The organism is Sphaerisporangium sp. NPDC049002 (assembly GCF_040649355.1).
In the GTDB taxonomy this organism is placed as follows: domain Bacteria; phylum Actinomycetota; class Actinomycetes; order Streptosporangiales; family Streptosporangiaceae; genus Sphaerisporangium.
In genome coordinates this window covers 1-14,572 of sequence record NZ_JBEZFH010000195.1, presented here as the reverse complement: position 1 = coordinate 14,572, position 14,572 = coordinate 1, and the positions used below count along the sequence as shown (strand labels likewise).

The following is a 14,572-nucleotide window of genomic DNA, read 5'->3' as shown; positions in this document are numbered from 1 at the left end:
AGACGATCGAGGCGAGTTAGGCGTCCGCGCCGCCGCCGCCCATGAGCGGCCGTACCTCGATGCCGGTGTACCGGGCGTCCGGGATCAGTGCGGCGTGCTCACCCGGCGCACCGGAGACTTCGCCACCGCCGAGGACGCGGTCCAGGAGTCGCTGCTGGACGCCGCGGACCAGTGGCCGCGGGAGGGCGTTCCGGGCAATCCACGTGGCTGGCTCATCCAGGTCGCGTTCCGCAGGATGACCGAGCAGGTGCGCAACGAGCAGGCCCGCCGGCGCCGGGAGCGACTGGTGGCCGCGCAGGCGCCCCCGGAGCGCTGGGCCGCGCCCCCGGCGGACGACGCGTACGAGGCCGACCGGGACGACACACTGATCACGCTGTTCCTGTGCTGTCACCCCGCGCTGACGCCGGCCTCCGCTATCGCCCTCACTCTGCGGTCGGTGGGCGGCCTGACCACGGCCGAGATCGCCAAGGCGTTCCTGGTGCCCGAGGCGACCATGGCGCAGCGGATCAGCCGCGCGAAGCAGCGCATCAAGGCATCGGGTGTGCCGTTCAGGATGCCCGTACCCGAGGAACGGGCACGGCGGGTCGGCTCGGTGCTGCACGTCCTCTACCTCATCTTCAACGAGGGCTACGCCAGCAGCGCCGGCCCCGAACTGCAACGCGTGGAGCTGTCCCGCGAAGCGATCAGGCTGGCCAGGATGATGCACGCCCTGCTCCCGGAAGACCGCGAGGTGGCCGGGCTGCTCGCTCTGATGCTGCTCACCGACGCCCGGCGGGCCGCGCGGACCGGCCCGCGCGGCACCCCGATCCCGCTGGCCGACCAGGACCGGAGCCGGTGGGACGGCGAGGCCGTCGCGGAAGGGGTCGCGCTCATCACCGCCACCCTGGCCAAGGGCGCGGTCGGCCCCTACCAGCTACAGGCGGCGATCGCGGCGCTGCACGACGAGGCACCGAGTGCCGAGGAGACCGACTGGCCGCAGATCCTGGCGCTGTACGGGCTGCTTGAGCGCATGTCCGACAACCCCATGGTCACGCTCAACCGCGCCGTCGCCGCCGCCATGGTTCACGGCGCCGCGACCGGCCTCGACATGCTCAAGGCGATCGACGCCGACGGACGCCTCGCGGGGAACCACCGCTTCCACACCGCCCGCGCCCATCTGCTGGAGATGGCCGGCGACGTGCGTGCGGCCGTCGAGGACTTTCGTGTGGCGGCCGGCCGTACGACGAGCGTCCCCGAGCGCGACTACCTCACCGCCCGCGCCGCGCGACTCGCCGCGACGGCACCTCCCGGGGACGGCGGCGCGGCTCGACGATGACCGCGACCCCCGGCTCGGGTCTCCCCGCCTCAGGCCCCTGAACCGCGAGGTCAGCTCATGGGGTCGGCGCCGAGGCCGGCGACGAACCAGACCGTCTTGCCTCCGCCGTCCGCCTGGACGACCCCCCAGGCGTCGGCGAGCGTGCCGACGATGAGGAGCCCCCTGCCGTCGGTGGCGTCGAGGTTTCCGGGGGCCTGGCGGGGCAGGCCGTCCCCGGCGTCGAAGACCTCGCCGTAGACCCGTGACCCGTCGCTGCCGAGCCGCAGTGAGAAGGCGGTGCCGCCGTGCCGGATGGCGTTCGTCACCAGCTCGCTCACGATCAGGGAGCAGTCGTCGGCGAGCGCTCCGGTGCCCCAGCTCCGCAGTTCCTGGCAGACGAGCGCGCGTGCCGCGTGGACGCTCCGGACGTCGGCGGACAGGATCCACTCGGCCGTGCGGAGCGGGAGACAGCCGAGGAAGTCCGAGGGGGACGGCTGGTTGGCGCGGAAGGTGACAGACACCTGCTTCTCCTTTGTGGGAGCGCTCCCACTCAGGTTACGGCAATAATTCGGTGATGTGAATCACTCGAAACATGATTGTTTCTCCGGTTCGGCCGTCAAAGCGCCTCATCCCACTGTGTTCACGCCTCACGAGTCCCACAGGCCTCAGCAGGCACGGCGATCCTGAAAGCTCGCTGGGAGCGCTCCCAACGTCGCAGGGTGAGCCTCCCTCGCTCAGGGGAGGGCGGCGGGCGGAGATCCCCGGGATCGGCCCCGGATGTGCGGGGTGGCCCGAGGCCGCCCACGAAACCAGCGAAAACCGCCGGGACCGGGAGGACGGCAGGACCGGGAGGACCGGCAGGACGTCCAAGGCGTCACCGGCACCGTCTCCGGTGGCCGGGTGCCTCTCACGCCCTGCCGGCGCTCATACGGGCGGGACGGCGTCGGTGCCGCTCAGCCGCCGCTCTTGCGGCGGAAGGATCGCTTGCCTCCGGCGGGGCCGTGGGCGCCGTGAATCTTGGAGGCGTCCTTGCCCCGGCCGTTGCCGTTCGTCTCCGCCTGGCTTTGGCGCTTGCGCTCCAGGGCCTCCCGGAACTTGCGCTTCAACTCGTCGTCCGGGGTCTCGGTTTCCGGCTCCGGTGCGTCGGCAGTCATGCGGACCTCCTGCTCTTGGACGGGGCAACCACTCAGCCTCGCACGTGCGCGTGCGTGACCGCCCGCCTGGCGTCGGTGTCCTGCACCCCGCCCCCGATTCCGTCACGCCCAGATCCGGCGAAGCACTCGCACATCATCTCACGGGTCGCCGTGCCCCATCGTACGAGCGTCCTGACATGTGCTGACTTGGTGCTTCAATCGCCCGGGGTCAGTCCCACCAGAAGGACCAGATGTGCTTCCCCCGGATCTCCTCGGCGTAGTCGATCAGCGTGCCGGCGCCCTGGACGATGGCGTCGGGACAGAACGCCCAGTGCTCGGCGGCGACGTGCAGGGCGTGCTGCGAGGTGACCGGGGGCGCGGCCACGCTCAGGTCGAGGGTGTTGAATCCCAGGCCGACCAGGCGGGCCTCGAACCGGTCCTCCCAGCTCCGCACCACGGCCGCGAGGGGGACGTTCCATTCGTTGTGGTGCAGCGCGCCCTGCCATCCCATGACGGCCAGGGCGTCGGCCCCGCGCTGGACGGCGGCCAGGCCCACCGGCGTCCCCTGCTCGGCCAGCATGGCGGCGTACCGGTCGGCCAGGGCGTCGGGGTCGGCCCGCGGCTCACCCGGCTCCGCCGGCCCCGGGCAGTAGGGGCCGAACGGGTCGAGGATCTCGACCTGGTCCTCGGCGGCCCGCTCGATCCAGTCGGCCCACACCTCCGCCATGAACGCGTCCACGTTGTAGTTGTCGATCTCGGCGGCCGCGTCCGGGGCGATCTGCCCGACGGTCCACGGCTGGACGGACTCCTCCATGAGGACCGGCCACAGGCCCGAGCGTGGATGGTCGGCCCGGAGCCTGGCCCACAGGGACCCCGTCACGGGCGCCTGACTCAGCCAGAACGCGGGACGCCGGTGCGAGGGGAACCTCGCATAGGTGGGGTCGGGCCACACCACCACCCCCGCCGGGAGCTCCACAGAGAGGGTTCGCCCGTTTCCGCCGTCGTCGAACAACCGGCGTACGGCCGGCGGCAGCTGCCGTCGCTCACTATGGTCCATCTCAACCGTTCCGGTGCCGAACACACCAATAGGATCCCCGTCTGCCGAGATGCCAGGGGGAGGATCCGCCACGTCTCCCGTCGTACCGCACAATCGCCCATCCTGTCGCGTGCCCCCGACATGATCTCAACCGTACGGAGACTCGGACAGATCAGCATCCTCCGCTACCGTGGTGATATGACGGATGCGACCGGTAATCTGCGCGCTTCGGATGCCGATCGAGACGCGGTCGCCGAACGGCTGCGGATCGCCGCCGGCGACGGCCGGATCTCCCTGGAAGAGCTGGACGAGCGGCTCGACCGGACGTACAGGGCGAAGACCTACGCCGAGCTTGACGAGCTCATCGCCGACCTGCCCGCGCTGACGCACGTGGCCGCCGGCGAGGAGCCGCTGGTGCTGCAGACGCGCTCCGGCCATGTCCAGCAGGTCGGCCCGTGGATCGTGCCGCGGTTCATCACCGCCGACTGCGCCTGGGGCAACATCAAGATCGACTTCACCCAGGCGGGCTGCCGCCACCAGGAAGTGATGCTCGACGCCAAGTGCGGCGCCGGCAACATCCTCGTCATCGTGCCCCGGGGCTGGACCGTCCGGCTGGAGAAGGTGACCAGCGGCATGGGGAACATCGTCAACAAGGCCAACGACACCCCCGTCCCCGGCCTGCCGGTCCTCCGCGTGGCCGGCCAGGTCAGCATGGGCACCATCAAGTTCAAGCACCCCCGCCGCTGAGGCGCCGAACGCGTCGAGACTCCGCGTGCGCCACCGGCGGCACCCGCGCCTCGACCCGCGGCGCGCGCCTCGCCCTCGCCCTCGTCCTTGGCCTTGGCCTTGGCCTCGTCCTTGGCCTTGGCCCGCAGCGCCCGCTGACGCCGCGATCTCGCTCCTGGCGCGTGCCGCGGGCGAGGCGGGTCAGTTCCAGGGGTCCCAGAACTCGCTGGCGACGATCTCCGGCGACGGCGTGACCCGGACCGGGCCCTCGCCGTACCTGGCGGCGAGGACGGCCCGTAGCAGGGTCAGCAGTTCCTTGTGGGTAAGGTCGGTCGCCGCGGCCCGCCACAGCACGCGCCCATCGCTCAGCCGTATGACCGGGTGCCACTCCTCCAGCGTCAACTCCAGATGGAGCACGCCGTCTCCTGTGTGATCGGGCAGCGTCGAGAGGAAGGAGGCCCCCACGGCCTCCAGCCTGCTCCTACGGGCCGCCACCTCGGCTTGCTCGCGTTCGGCCAGCTCGGCCAGCGCGGCCGCGACCGACTCCGGTGATGGCACCCGCGCCGGGGGGAGGCGGATCAGCCCCGCGCACTCCACCGAGCGTTCGTGCCGGCTCTCGGCGTAACGGAGATTGCTCCAGGAATGGTGGGCATAGAGGGTGTCGTCTTCGACCCGGTAGACCGTCACGTACAACTCGTCCTCCACCGAGTACACCCCTTTGGAGTACACGCGGTCCACCGCTCCGAAGGCATCCAGCGCGTAGTAGGGGCGCACCCCCTCCGCGACGTCATCGGGCTCGCCCGGTTCGTCCGGGACGCCGAAGATGCTCGTCAGGCCGAGCGAACCGGGGTACATCGGCCCGATCGGCCCGGGGACCAATACGCGGCCGTCGGGCATCCGCCAGCCGCCGGCAGCCTCGGCATCGCGACGGTCGACCATGCGGAGACCTGCCTCTCGGGGAAGGGGCGTGTACCAGGACGACCACCACCTTCGCCCATGCCGCTTGTATCCGACTTGAAGGACGGGCGAAGTGGGGTTGCCCCCACCAGTGAGGGCCGAGCGTGGTGTGCCCCCGCTCGCGCGTCCGCGCCCGGGGGCACAGAGTCGTGAGAGCTACGAGGCCTCACGATTCGGGCAGGCCCTTGCGTGGACATATACATAATGCGTTGATATAAGTGGCTTATGGATCTGCCCGTCGTGGTCACCAGGCCTGGCTTCCCCGCCGCCGACGTCACGACCGCGCTCGAAGGGCTCACGCGCCTCGTCCTTCGGCTGAGCGCCCGCGGCGACCTTTCCCTCACCTCGGTGGCGACGCTGTCCACGCTCGACCGCTCCGGGCCCTGCCGGCTGACCGACCTCGCCACGCGCGAAGGCGTGACCCAGCCCGCGATGACCCAGCTCGTCTCCCGCCTCCAGCAGGCCGGGCTGGCCGTACGGGCCGACGATCCGCAGGACCGTCGTGTCGTACAGGTACACATCACCGACGCCGGGCGCGCCGCGCTGGCCGAGCGCCGGGAAGCACGCGCAGCCCTGCTCGCCGAACTGCTCGACCAGCTCAGCGATGCCGAGCGGGCATCCCTCGTCGCGGCTCTCCCTGCCGTCCACAGCCTGACGCGCCTGGTGCCCGACGACCGTACGGGCGCCCGCCGGGCCTTCTGAACACGGAAAGCCCGCCAGGCCTTCTGATTCCCGAGATCCGAGTTGGAGCGTGTCGATGAGTGGTCAGCCCGGCGGCGCGGGCGTGAGCCCGTTCAAGCAGCCCAAGGCCGTGTTCGCGGTCGCCTTCGCCTGCGTGGTCTCGTTCATGGGAATCGGGCTGGTGGACCCGATCCTGCCCGCGATCTCCCATGAGCTGAACGCGACGCCGAGCCAGGTCACGCTGCTGTTCACGAGCTACCTTGTCGTGACCGCGGTCGCCATGCTGATCACCGGCTGGGTCTCCAGCCGCATCGGCGCCAAGTACACCCTGCTGGCCGGGCTCGCGCTCATCGTCGTCTTCAGCGCGCTCGCCGGCGCCTCCCCCGGCATCGGGCAGATCGTCGGCTTCCGCGCCGGTTGGGGGGTCGGCAACGCGCTCTTCATCGCCACCTCCCTCGCGGTGATCATCGCCTCGGCCAGCGGCGGCTTCGTCGGCGCGATCATCCTGTACGAGGCCGCGCTCGGGCTGGGCATCGCGGTGGGCCCGCTGCTCGGCGGGCTGCTCGGCAACGTGAGCTGGCGGGGTCCGTTCTTCGGGGTCGCGGCCCTGATGGCCATCGCCATGATCGCGACGGCCGTGCTGGTGCGGCCGATGCCGCTCCCGGAACGTACGACCGGCCTCCTGGAGCCCCTGCGCGCCCTCCGCCACCGCGGACTGCTCACGATGTCGCTGACCGCGCTCTGTTACAACTGGGCCTTCTTCACCGTCCTCGGATACGCGCCCTTCCCGATGGGCCTCGGCGCGATCCAGCTCGGCTTCGTCTTCACCGGCTGGGGCCTCCTGGTCGCGGTCTTCGCCGTCTTCGGGGCCCCCTGGCTGCAGCGTCGCTTCGGCATCGCCCGCACGCTGTACGCCAACCTCGCGCTCTTCGCCGTGACGGTGCTGGTCATCGCCATCTGGACGACTCACCCGCCCGTGCTGGTCACCGCCGTCATCGTGGCGGGGATCTTCATCGGCGTGAACAACACGGTCACCACGCAGGCCGTGATGACCGTCTCCCCCGTCGAACGCCCGATCGCCTCGGCGGCCTACGGGTTCGTGCGCTTCATCGGCGGCGGCCTCGCCCCCTTCGCCGCGGGCAAGCTCGTCGAGCACACCAACATCCACGTCCCCTTCTACATCGGCGCCGGGACGCTCGTGCTCGGCATCGTGATCCTGTCCACGGCCCACGGCCACCTCGCCCACTCGGAGCGGGTGCAGGCATCCGGCGTGGACGAGACGGCCGGGGCCGGGGACCCGGCCCCGAAGGTCACCATCAGTGGACGCCGGCGACCTCGGTGGACAGACCGGCCGGGAGCCCGGACAGGGTGACCGCGCCGTCCTCGCCGACGGCCGCCGCGACCTCGGCCCCGGCGATCCGCAGCCCGTCCACGGCCACCGCGCCGAGCGGCGCCCCCGCCATCGGGCGGAGCGACACGCGGCCTGCGGGGACGTCGGGATAGACGCCGAGCGCCGCGTGCAGGACGGTGACGGCCGCCGCCGCCGACCAGGCCTGCGGACGGCACGCGGCGGGGTAGGGCACGGGCCGCAGGACGGCCTCGCGCGCGTCGCCCGCGTACAGCTCCGGCAGCCGGTAGCCGAACGTCTCCCCCGCCGTGAGCAGGCCCTCGGCCAGCAGCGCCGCCTCGGCCCCGAACCCGGCGCGGGCGAGGCCCGCCACCACGATCGCGGTGTCGTGCGCCCAGATGGACCCGCAGTGGTACGAAAGAGGACTGAAACCGCCGTCCTGCGCGGACATCGTGCGCAGGCCGAAGCCTCCGGCCATGGCGGGCGAGGCGAGCAGCCCCGCGACGGCCGCCGACTCCTCCGCCGACAGCAGGCCGGTGCCGAGCAGGTGCCCGATGTTGCTGGTGAGCGCGTCCACCGGCCGCTTGTCCCGGTCGAGGGCGAGGGCCGGGTGCCTGCCGTGCGGGCCGTCGACCCAGAAGTGCGCGCGGAACCGCTCGGCCAGAGCGTCCGCGTACGCGTGCCAGCGGTCGGCGCCGGGACGCCCGAAGGCCGCCAGCAGCGCCGCGCCGTGCCGGGCCGCCTCGTAGGCGTACCCCTGCACCTCCACCAGGGCGATCGGCGCGACGGCCTGGCGCCCGTCGCGGAACCGCACGGAGTCGCCGGAGTCCTTCCATCCCTGGTTGGCCAGGCCGCGCCCGCTGGTGTCGATGTATTCGAGGAAGCCGTCGCGGTCGGGGTCGGCGTCTCCTGCGAGCCATTCGAGCGCGGCCTCCAGTGCGGGAAGCAGCTCGGCCACCTCCCGCTCGGGCATGCCCCAGCGCCAGGCGTCGTGGAGCAGGCTCACCCAGAGCGGGGTGGCGTCGATCGTGCCGTAGTACGCGGAGGGAAGGCGCAGGCCGTTCCCCGTGACGGTGAACTCGTGCCGCCGCAGCTCGTGCATGATCTTGCCGGGGGCCTCGCCGGAACCGGGGTCGAGCTTCGTGCCCTGGCGGCGCGCGAGGACGCGCAACGTGCCTGCGGCCAGGTCGGTGCCGAGCGGCAGGAGCATGCGGGCCGCCCAGACGCTGTCGCGCCCGAACAGCGTCAGGAACCAGGGCACGCCCGCGCCGAGAAAGGTGTCCCCGGGGGCGCCCACCTCGGCCAGCCGCAGCGAGCGCAGGTCGTCGAGCGACTGGTCGAACAGGCGGACCAGGCGGTGGTCGGCGGCGGTGACGCGCGGCCGACCCCACTCGACGGGACGGGCGGGCGCCCTCACGACCGCCTTCGGGTCCTCGACGCCGGCCTTCCAGCGCAGCGTGGCCCGCCCTCGGGGCGGCAGCGTGACCTCCCACTGCAGCCGCGCGCCACTGCCCGTGCCGGTCTCCGCGTGGGCGTCTTCTCCGGTCACGGTGACGCGGATGCCGTCGGATTCCCAGGCGAGGGTGCCCGCCGCGCCGGTCGCCGCCGATACGGGGCGGGTGTCATCGCCGGACTTCACCGCCTCGATCGGGGCGAAGTCGCACGCCAGGTCGAGCGTGAACGTGGCCGTCACGGTCGCGGAGGAGGCGGACACGATGTCGATGGCCTCCTCCATGGCGCCCGGCGTGATCTGGCGGGCGCGGTCGACGCGCACCGTCGGGTCGGGGCCGGGGTCGCCGAGCCACCGGGTCAGGGAGACGAACCGCGCGCCGCCCGGACCGGTGAGGGCGTGGCCGATGTGCTCGGGCTCGCGGCCGTCGACCAGCAGCGTGACCTCGGACAGGGCACGCGAGTCCGCGTGGAAGAGGCCCTGCGCGCCGGCCGGGCGTATCTGCCCGTCGGCGCCACTCAGGGCACTCGTGGGCGCGAGGACCGCGCTGACGAGGTCGTGCAGCAGCGGCTGAAGCCGCGGTGAGACGTCGGGAGTCGAGTCGGGGGGCGCCCCGAAGGCCGTTTCGAGGTCTGCCACGCTGGTGGAGACGTCCTCGGCTTCGGGTGTTGCTCCGTGGTCGAACACCGATGGGCCCCCTGGGTCACGTCGTGTCGGCACCGCAAGGCGGCATGACCTCCGCTTGCAGCTTACGAAACATTGGCTTTACTTGAACGATCCAATCGTGCCATAGTCCGTCTTGAACGATCAAATGCACGAAAGGTGCCCATGGCCGACAAGGTGACGATCGCCGATGTGGCGCGGTACGCGAGCGTGTCGCGGCAGACGGTGTCGAACGTGCTGAACTCCCCGGAAGTGGTCCGCGAGGAGACACGCCTCCGCGTTCTGGAGGCCGTGAAGGCACTCGGCTACCGGGCGAACCAGGCCGCACGGCAGATGCGCACCGGCCGGTCGCAGCTGATCGCCGCACGCATCGAACCGGCCCAGGACGACGGCATCAACGGCTTCGTCTTCGACCGTTTCCTGCACGGGCTCACCGAGTCGGCGGCCCGGGCCGGCTACCGCGTCCTGCTGTACACGGCGGACGACCACGAGGCGGAGCTGGCCACCTTCGACGACCTGCTCGGGTCGTACGAGCCGGACGCCTTCGTGCTCACCAGCACCCACTACGGCGACCCTCGCACCGACTGGCTGCTCGAACAGCGGATCCCGTTCGTCACGTTCGGACGGCCGTGGGGCCTGTCGCCCGACCGGCGGTTTCCCTGGGTCGACGTGGACGGCGCGGCGGGGACCGCCATGGCGACCCGCTACCTGCTCGACCTCGGCCACCGGCGCGTCGGCTTCCTCGGATGGCCGTCCGGATCCGGCGTCGGCGACGACCGCAGGGACGGCTGGGCCCGCACCCTCACCGCCGGGGGCGTGAGCCCGGCGGAGATCGCGGAGCTCGACTGCGCCACCCAGGACGGCGTCCCCTACGGGGAGGCCGCGGCCCATGCCCTGCTCGACACCGACCACCCGGTGACCGCGCTGGTCTGCGCGAGCGACTCGCTCGCCCTCGGCGCGCTCCAGGCGGGGCGGGACATCCCCGTCATCGGTTTCGACGACACTCCGTCCGCCAGGGCCGTCGGGCTGACCAGCGTCAGCCAGCCGCTCCCGGAGGTCGCGGCCCAATGCGTGTCCCTGCTCCTACGGGCGCTCGAAGGGGACGGCGCGGGCACGCGGGCACGGCAGGCGGAAAGCCAAGACGTCGGGGGACGCACAGACGAAGGTGACGTGGAACGGGAATCCACGGCCACCGCCACCCCGGAAGCCCAGCCGGCACACGTGCTGCTCCAGCCATCGCTGGTCCGCAGACGGTCGGCCTGAGCGTTCCGGGAACTCACCACCCATCACGAAGATCAGGACAGTGCGATGATACGCAGACACCTCCGGACGGCGGCGTTGGCAACGGCCGCCTGCGGCACGCTCCTTGCCTCGGCGGCCTGTGGCAGCGGCTTCGACGACAACGCCGGCCCGAGCACCACCACCCAGAGCAGCGGGCCGGCCTCGCTGCAGATCCTCATCGGCTCCTCGGGCGACGCCGAGACGGCCGCCGTGAAGGACGCGGCGGCGGCGTGGGCCAAGGCCAGCGGCAACAACGCGACCGTGACGCCCGCCCAGGACCTCACGCAGCAGCTCGGCCAGGCCTTCGCCGGGGACAACCCGCCCGACGTGTTCTACGTGGACGCCGCCCGCTTCGCCGACTACGCGAGCGTCGACGCGCTGGAGCCGTACGGGGACAAGATCTCCAACCCGGACGACTTCTACGAGAGCCTGCGCACCACCTTCACCCGCGACGGCAAGTTCTACTGCGCCCCCAAGGACTTCTCCACGCTGGCGCTGATCGTCAACAACGACCTGTGGAAGAAGGCCGGGCTCGGCGACTCCGACGTCCCGACCACGTGGGAGCAGCTCACCACGGTCGCCGAGAAGCTCAAGGCGAAGGGCGTCGTCCCGCTGGCCCTCGGCGACACGCGTGACCGCATCGGAGCCTTCATGGTCGAGGCCGGCGGCTGGCTCACCAGCCCCGACGGCAAGCAGGCCACCGCCGACAGCCCCGAGAACCTCAAGGCCCTGGAGTACGTCCAGTCGATGCTCAAGGGCGGGCTGGCCAAGTACCCGAAGAAGCTCGACTCCGGCTGGGGCGGCGAGGCGTTCGGCAAGGCCAAGGCCGCGATGACCATCGAGGGCAACTGGATCAAGGGCGCCATGAAGGCGGACTACCCCGATGTGAAGTACACCGCCTACGAGCTGCCCGCCGGCCCCAAGGGCAAGGGCACCCTGTCCTTCACCAACTGCTGGGGCATCGCGGCCAAGAGCAAGCACAAGGAGCAGGCGATCAGCTTCGTCGAGGCGATGACGAAGGTGGACCAGCAGATGGCGTTCGCCCGCGCGTTCGGCGTGATGCCCTCCCGCCAGTCGGCCAAGGACCAGTTCACCAAGGAGTTCCCGGACGACACCGCGTTCGTGAACGGCGCCGAGTACGCCCAGGGGCCGGTCAACGCACCCAAGATGGACAGCGTGCTGGCGGACTTCGACGCCGGGCTCCAGCAGCTCGACACCACCGCGCCGAAGACGATCCTCGCGCGGATGCAGAAGAACACCGAAAGCGCCCTCACCGGCTGAGCCACTCCCGGATCCGGCCCCGGCCCGCCGCCTCCCGTTTCGCGTTCCACTCCACGCGGGGCGGGGTGGCGGCCGGGGCCCTTCGGGAAACCTCTACCGGAAGGAGGTAGACAAGGTGGACATCACGCCTGGGAGCGCCCACCGCCGCGTCGGCCGCACCTCGGCCACCAAGGACAACCTCGCGGGCTGGCTGTTCCTGGCGCCCGTCGTGGTCATCCTCGGCCTGTTCATGCTGCTGCCCATCGTGATGGCGCTGTGGGTGAGCCTGACCTCCTGGAACGGCCAGGGCAGCCCGTTCACCGGCCGTACGCCGTTCGTCGGCCTCGACAACTACACCCGGCTGTTCACCCGTGACGACCTGGCACGTCAGGACTTCATGACGAGCATCCGCAACAACATCTACTACGTGGCGATCGTCGTGCCGGTGCAGACCGTGCTGGCGCTCGGGCTGGCGCTCGTGGTGAACAGCCGCATGCTCAAGGGCAAGACGTTCTTCCGCAGCGCGTTCTACTTCCCTTCGGTGACCAGCTCGGTGGCCATCAGCGTCGTCTTCCTGTTCATCTTCTCCAACTCCGGCGCGGCCGCCGGCCTGCTCGGCGTGTTCGGGATCAAAAGCCCCGAGTGGTTCTCCGACTCGCGCGGCCTGCTGCACCTGTTGCTCAGCGGCCTCGGCGTGGCCGACATCGACGCTCCCCCGGCCGCCCTGACCGACGGCGGGCCGTTCGGGCTGTCGTGGTGGGACTGGCTGTCCGGCCCGAGCGTCGCCATGTGCACCATCATCGCCCTGGTCGTCTGGACGACCTCGGGCACGTTCATGCTGATCTTCCTGGCGGCGCTCCAGGACATCCCGGTCACGCTGGAGGAGGCGAGCCTCCTGGACGGGGCCGGCCGCTGGCAGCGCCTTCGCTACGTGACGCTGCCGATGCTCAAGCCCAGCCTCTTCCTGGTGCTGACGCTGGGGCTGATCGGCACCTGGCAGGTCTTCGACCAGGTGTACGTGATGAGCCAGGGCAACCCGGCCAAGACCACCCTGACGCCTGCCTACCTCTCCTACCGGACGGCGTTCCGCAACTTCGACTACGGGTCGGGAACGGCGATCTCGTTCATCCTCTTCCTCATCATCGTGGTGCTGACGCTGGTCCAGCGATGGGTGATGCGCGAACGCGTGGCGGACGCGGGCCCTCGCACGCGAAGGAGCTCGTGACATGCCGGTGAACACCGACCGGGCCGCGAACCGCCGACCGGCGGACGGCAGGAGCCTGGTCTCCGCCTTCGTCGGCTACGCGGTCCTCATCTTCTCGGCCCTGGTCTTCCTCTACCCGTTCGTCATCCAGATCGCGAACTCCTTCAAGACCGAGCCGGACGCGACGGCGCACCCGCTGTCGCCGATACCCGACCCGGCGACGCTCGCCGGCTACGACCGGGTCTTCTTCGGCACCGACCTGCCCCTCTGGCTCGGCAACTCGCTCGTGGTCACGATCATCGTGACCGTCGGGCGCGTCTTCTTCGACTCGCTCGCGGGGTACGCGCTCGCGCGGCTCCGCTTCCGCGGCCGGCGGGCGATGTTCGGCACGGTCGTCGCGATCATCGCCGTGCCCGGCGTCGTGCTGTTCATCCCGAAGTTCCTGGTGCTCAACCAGCTCGGCCTGTACGACAGCTACTCCGCGCTGATCCTCCCGGTGATCGTGGACGCGGCCGGGGTCTTCATCATGAAGCAGTTCTTCGACTCGATCCCGGTGAGCGTCGAGGAGGCGGCGCGCATCGACGGCGCTGGGGTGTTCCGCACCTTCTGGTCGGTGGTGCTGCCCATGGGGCGTCCCGCCCTGATCACGCTGACGATCATGTCCTTCCAGGGCACGTGGAACGAGTTCCCGCACAGCCTCGTGGCGGTGCAGAGCCCGAGCCTGTTCACGCTGCCGCGCGGGCTGGCCGACCTGGTCAGCGGCTCCCTCGGGGTCGGCACGCAGTACCCCCTGAAGCTCGGCGCCGCGGTGCTCGCCACCATCCCGGTCGCGATCATCTTTGTGATCTTCCAGCGGTACTTCATCAGAGGTGCCAACGAGGGCGCGGAGAAGGGCTGAGCCGGGCGGGTTCCCTTCCTTGATCGAAGGAAGGGAACCCGCCCGGCATGTCATTTCCCGATCCGAAACCCATGTTTACCTGCGGCGACGCGGGCAACGCCCAAAGGAGGGAACACCGCCACCGGCATTGGAGGCAAGCCATGGCGAACGTATTCGAAGTTCTCGAACGGGACCATGAAGAGGTCAGGCGCCTGCTGGACACGCTGGAGGCAGGACCCCCGGTGATAGGCGTCAGCGAGCACCAGGGCCTGCTGGAGCGCAAGCGGCAGGTGGACAGGCTCATCACCGAGGAGTCCAAGCACGAGGCCGTGGAGGAGGAGCACTTCTGGCCGGCCGTCCGCGAGCTGGTCCCCCACGGGAACGAGCTGGCCGACCACGCGATCAAGCAGGAGCGGCACGCCAAGTTCGTGCTGGACGACCTGATCGACTACAAGCCGGGCGACCTGCGGCACGAGGAGACGCTGGTCGGGTTCATCAACGAGGCGCGCGAGCACCTCGCCTACGAGGAGGAGCAGGTCTGGCCTGAGCTCCGCCTGGTCATCAGCCCCGAGCGGGCCATGGAGCTCGGCGTGACCGTCACCACGCACTCGTCGGGGATGACGTTGCCCGCGACCCCTCCGGCGATGCCGACGGCGTTCAGC

General features: G+C 70.8%; 13 protein-coding genes and 1 pseudogene. 9 read left to right on the top strand and 5 right to left on the bottom strand.

Features of this window, described 5'->3' with window-relative positions:
* The first annotated feature begins 94 nt into the window (after positions 1 to 94).
* Positions 95 to 1,315: a DUF6596 domain-containing protein gene (locus AB0B89_RS28845; RefSeq protein WP_358559105.1), complete on the top strand. Its 1,221-nt coding sequence runs from the start codon at positions 95 to 97 to the stop codon at positions 1,313 to 1,315.
* Positions 1,316 to 1,365: 50 nt separating this feature from the next.
* Here AB0B89_RS28845 and AB0B89_RS28840 read toward each other — a convergent pair whose 3' ends face one another.
* The 3 genes from AB0B89_RS28840 to AB0B89_RS28830 form a co-directional block, all read right to left on the bottom strand.
* The gene (locus AB0B89_RS28840; protein WP_358559103.1) at positions 1,366 to 1,815 is read right to left on the bottom strand and encodes an ATP-binding protein; all 450 of its coding nucleotides are present in this window, start codon (positions 1,813 to 1,815) and stop codon (positions 1,366 to 1,368) included.
* A 432-nt stretch (positions 1,816 to 2,247) separates the two neighbouring features.
* Positions 2,248 to 2,448, bottom strand: a complete 201-nt coding sequence (locus AB0B89_RS28835; RefSeq protein ID WP_358559101.1) for a DUF5302 domain-containing protein — start codon at positions 2,446 to 2,448, stop codon at positions 2,248 to 2,250.
* A gap of 208 nt (positions 2,449 to 2,656) precedes the next feature.
* Complete coding sequence (locus AB0B89_RS28830; protein ID WP_358559099.1) at positions 2,657 to 3,484, bottom strand: DUF4253 domain-containing protein; 828 nt, start codon at positions 3,482 to 3,484, stop codon at positions 2,657 to 2,659.
* Between the two features lie 177 nt (positions 3,485 to 3,661).
* On the opposite strand from AB0B89_RS28830, the gene AB0B89_RS28825 reads away from it, so the two are divergent.
* Complete coding sequence (locus AB0B89_RS28825) at positions 3,662 to 4,210, top strand: DUF1707 domain-containing protein (protein ID WP_358559097.1); 549 nt, start codon at positions 3,662 to 3,664, stop codon at positions 4,208 to 4,210.
* Positions 4,211 to 4,390: 180 nt separating this feature from the next.
* Here AB0B89_RS28825 and AB0B89_RS28820 read toward each other — a convergent pair whose 3' ends face one another.
* Positions 4,391 to 5,128 (bottom strand): hypothetical protein, encoded by a 738-nt coding sequence (locus AB0B89_RS28820; RefSeq protein ID WP_358559095.1) that lies wholly within the window; start codon positions 5,126 to 5,128, stop codon positions 4,391 to 4,393.
* A gap of 243 nt (positions 5,129 to 5,371) precedes the next feature.
* Here AB0B89_RS28820 and AB0B89_RS28815 point away from each other — a divergent pair, with 243 nt between their 5' ends.
* Both AB0B89_RS28815 and AB0B89_RS28810 read left to right on the top strand, forming a co-directional pair.
* Complete coding sequence (locus tag AB0B89_RS28815; RefSeq protein WP_358559093.1) at positions 5,372 to 5,848, top strand: MarR family transcriptional regulator; 477 nt, start codon at positions 5,372 to 5,374, stop codon at positions 5,846 to 5,848.
* 55 nt (positions 5,849 to 5,903) lie between these two features.
* Positions 5,904 to 7,199 carry an MFS transporter gene (locus tag AB0B89_RS28810; RefSeq protein WP_358559091.1) on the top strand — a complete coding sequence of 432 codons (1,296 nt, stop codon included), beginning with the start codon at positions 5,904 to 5,906 and terminating at the stop codon, positions 7,197 to 7,199.
* Here AB0B89_RS28810 and AB0B89_RS28805 read toward each other — a convergent pair.
* Positions 7,144 to 9,312 carry a glycogen debranching N-terminal domain-containing protein gene (locus AB0B89_RS28805; protein WP_358559089.1) on the bottom strand — a complete coding sequence of 723 codons (2,169 nt, stop codon included), beginning with the start codon at positions 9,310 to 9,312 and terminating at the stop codon, positions 7,144 to 7,146. The two genes, AB0B89_RS28810 and AB0B89_RS28805, sit on opposite strands and share 56 nt — an antisense overlap.
* A gap of 141 nt (positions 9,313 to 9,453) precedes the next feature.
* Here AB0B89_RS28805 and AB0B89_RS28800 point away from each other — a divergent pair, with 141 nt between their 5' ends.
* The 5 genes and pseudogenes from AB0B89_RS28800 to AB0B89_RS28780 form a co-directional block, all read left to right on the top strand.
* Positions 9,454 to 10,551 (top strand): LacI family DNA-binding transcriptional regulator, encoded by a 1,098-nt coding sequence (locus AB0B89_RS28800; RefSeq protein WP_358559087.1) that lies wholly within the window; start codon positions 9,454 to 9,456, stop codon positions 10,549 to 10,551.
* 45 nt (positions 10,552 to 10,596) lie between these two features.
* Positions 10,597 to 11,850, top strand: coding sequence for an extracellular solute-binding protein (locus tag AB0B89_RS28795; protein WP_358559085.1), 1,254 nt, complete (start codon positions 10,597 to 10,599; stop codon positions 11,848 to 11,850).
* 115 nt (positions 11,851 to 11,965) lie between these two features.
* The gene (locus AB0B89_RS28790) at positions 11,966 to 13,054 is read left to right on the top strand and encodes a sugar ABC transporter permease (protein ID WP_358559083.1); all 1,089 of its coding nucleotides are present in this window, start codon (positions 11,966 to 11,968) and stop codon (positions 13,052 to 13,054) included.
* 1 nt (position 13,055) lies between these two features.
* Complete coding sequence (locus AB0B89_RS28785; protein WP_358559081.1) at positions 13,056 to 13,931, top strand: carbohydrate ABC transporter permease; 876 nt, start codon at positions 13,056 to 13,058, stop codon at positions 13,929 to 13,931.
* A gap of 47 nt (positions 13,932 to 13,978) precedes the next feature.
* A pseudogene (locus AB0B89_RS28780) lies at positions 13,979 to 14,446 on the top strand (hemerythrin domain-containing protein); the annotation flags it as partial.
* Positions 14,447 to 14,572 lie beyond the last annotated feature (126 nt).

Coding starts and splice junctions, on each gene's coding strand:
- AB0B89_RS28800 (WP_358559087.1), top strand. CDS start 9,454: ATGGCCGACAAGGTGACGATCGCCGATGTGGCGCGGTACGCGAGCGTG.
- AB0B89_RS28820 (WP_358559095.1), bottom strand. CDS start 5,128: ATGGTCGACCGTCGCGATGCCGAGGCTGCCGGCGGCTGGCGGATGCCC.
- AB0B89_RS28830 (WP_358559099.1), bottom strand. CDS start 3,484: ATGGACCATAGTGAGCGACGGCAGCTGCCGCCGGCCGTACGCCGGTTG.
- AB0B89_RS28825 (WP_358559097.1), top strand. CDS start 3,662: ATGACGGATGCGACCGGTAATCTGCGCGCTTCGGATGCCGATCGAGAC.
- AB0B89_RS28810 (WP_358559091.1), top strand. CDS start 5,904: ATGAGTGGTCAGCCCGGCGGCGCGGGCGTGAGCCCGTTCAAGCAGCCC.
- AB0B89_RS28835 (WP_358559101.1), bottom strand. CDS start 2,448: ATGACTGCCGACGCACCGGAGCCGGAAACCGAGACCCCGGACGACGAG.
- AB0B89_RS28795 (WP_358559085.1), top strand. CDS start 10,597: ATGATACGCAGACACCTCCGGACGGCGGCGTTGGCAACGGCCGCCTGC.
- AB0B89_RS28785 (WP_358559081.1), top strand. CDS start 13,056: ATGCCGGTGAACACCGACCGGGCCGCGAACCGCCGACCGGCGGACGGC.
- AB0B89_RS28815 (WP_358559093.1), top strand. CDS start 5,372: ATGGATCTGCCCGTCGTGGTCACCAGGCCTGGCTTCCCCGCCGCCGAC.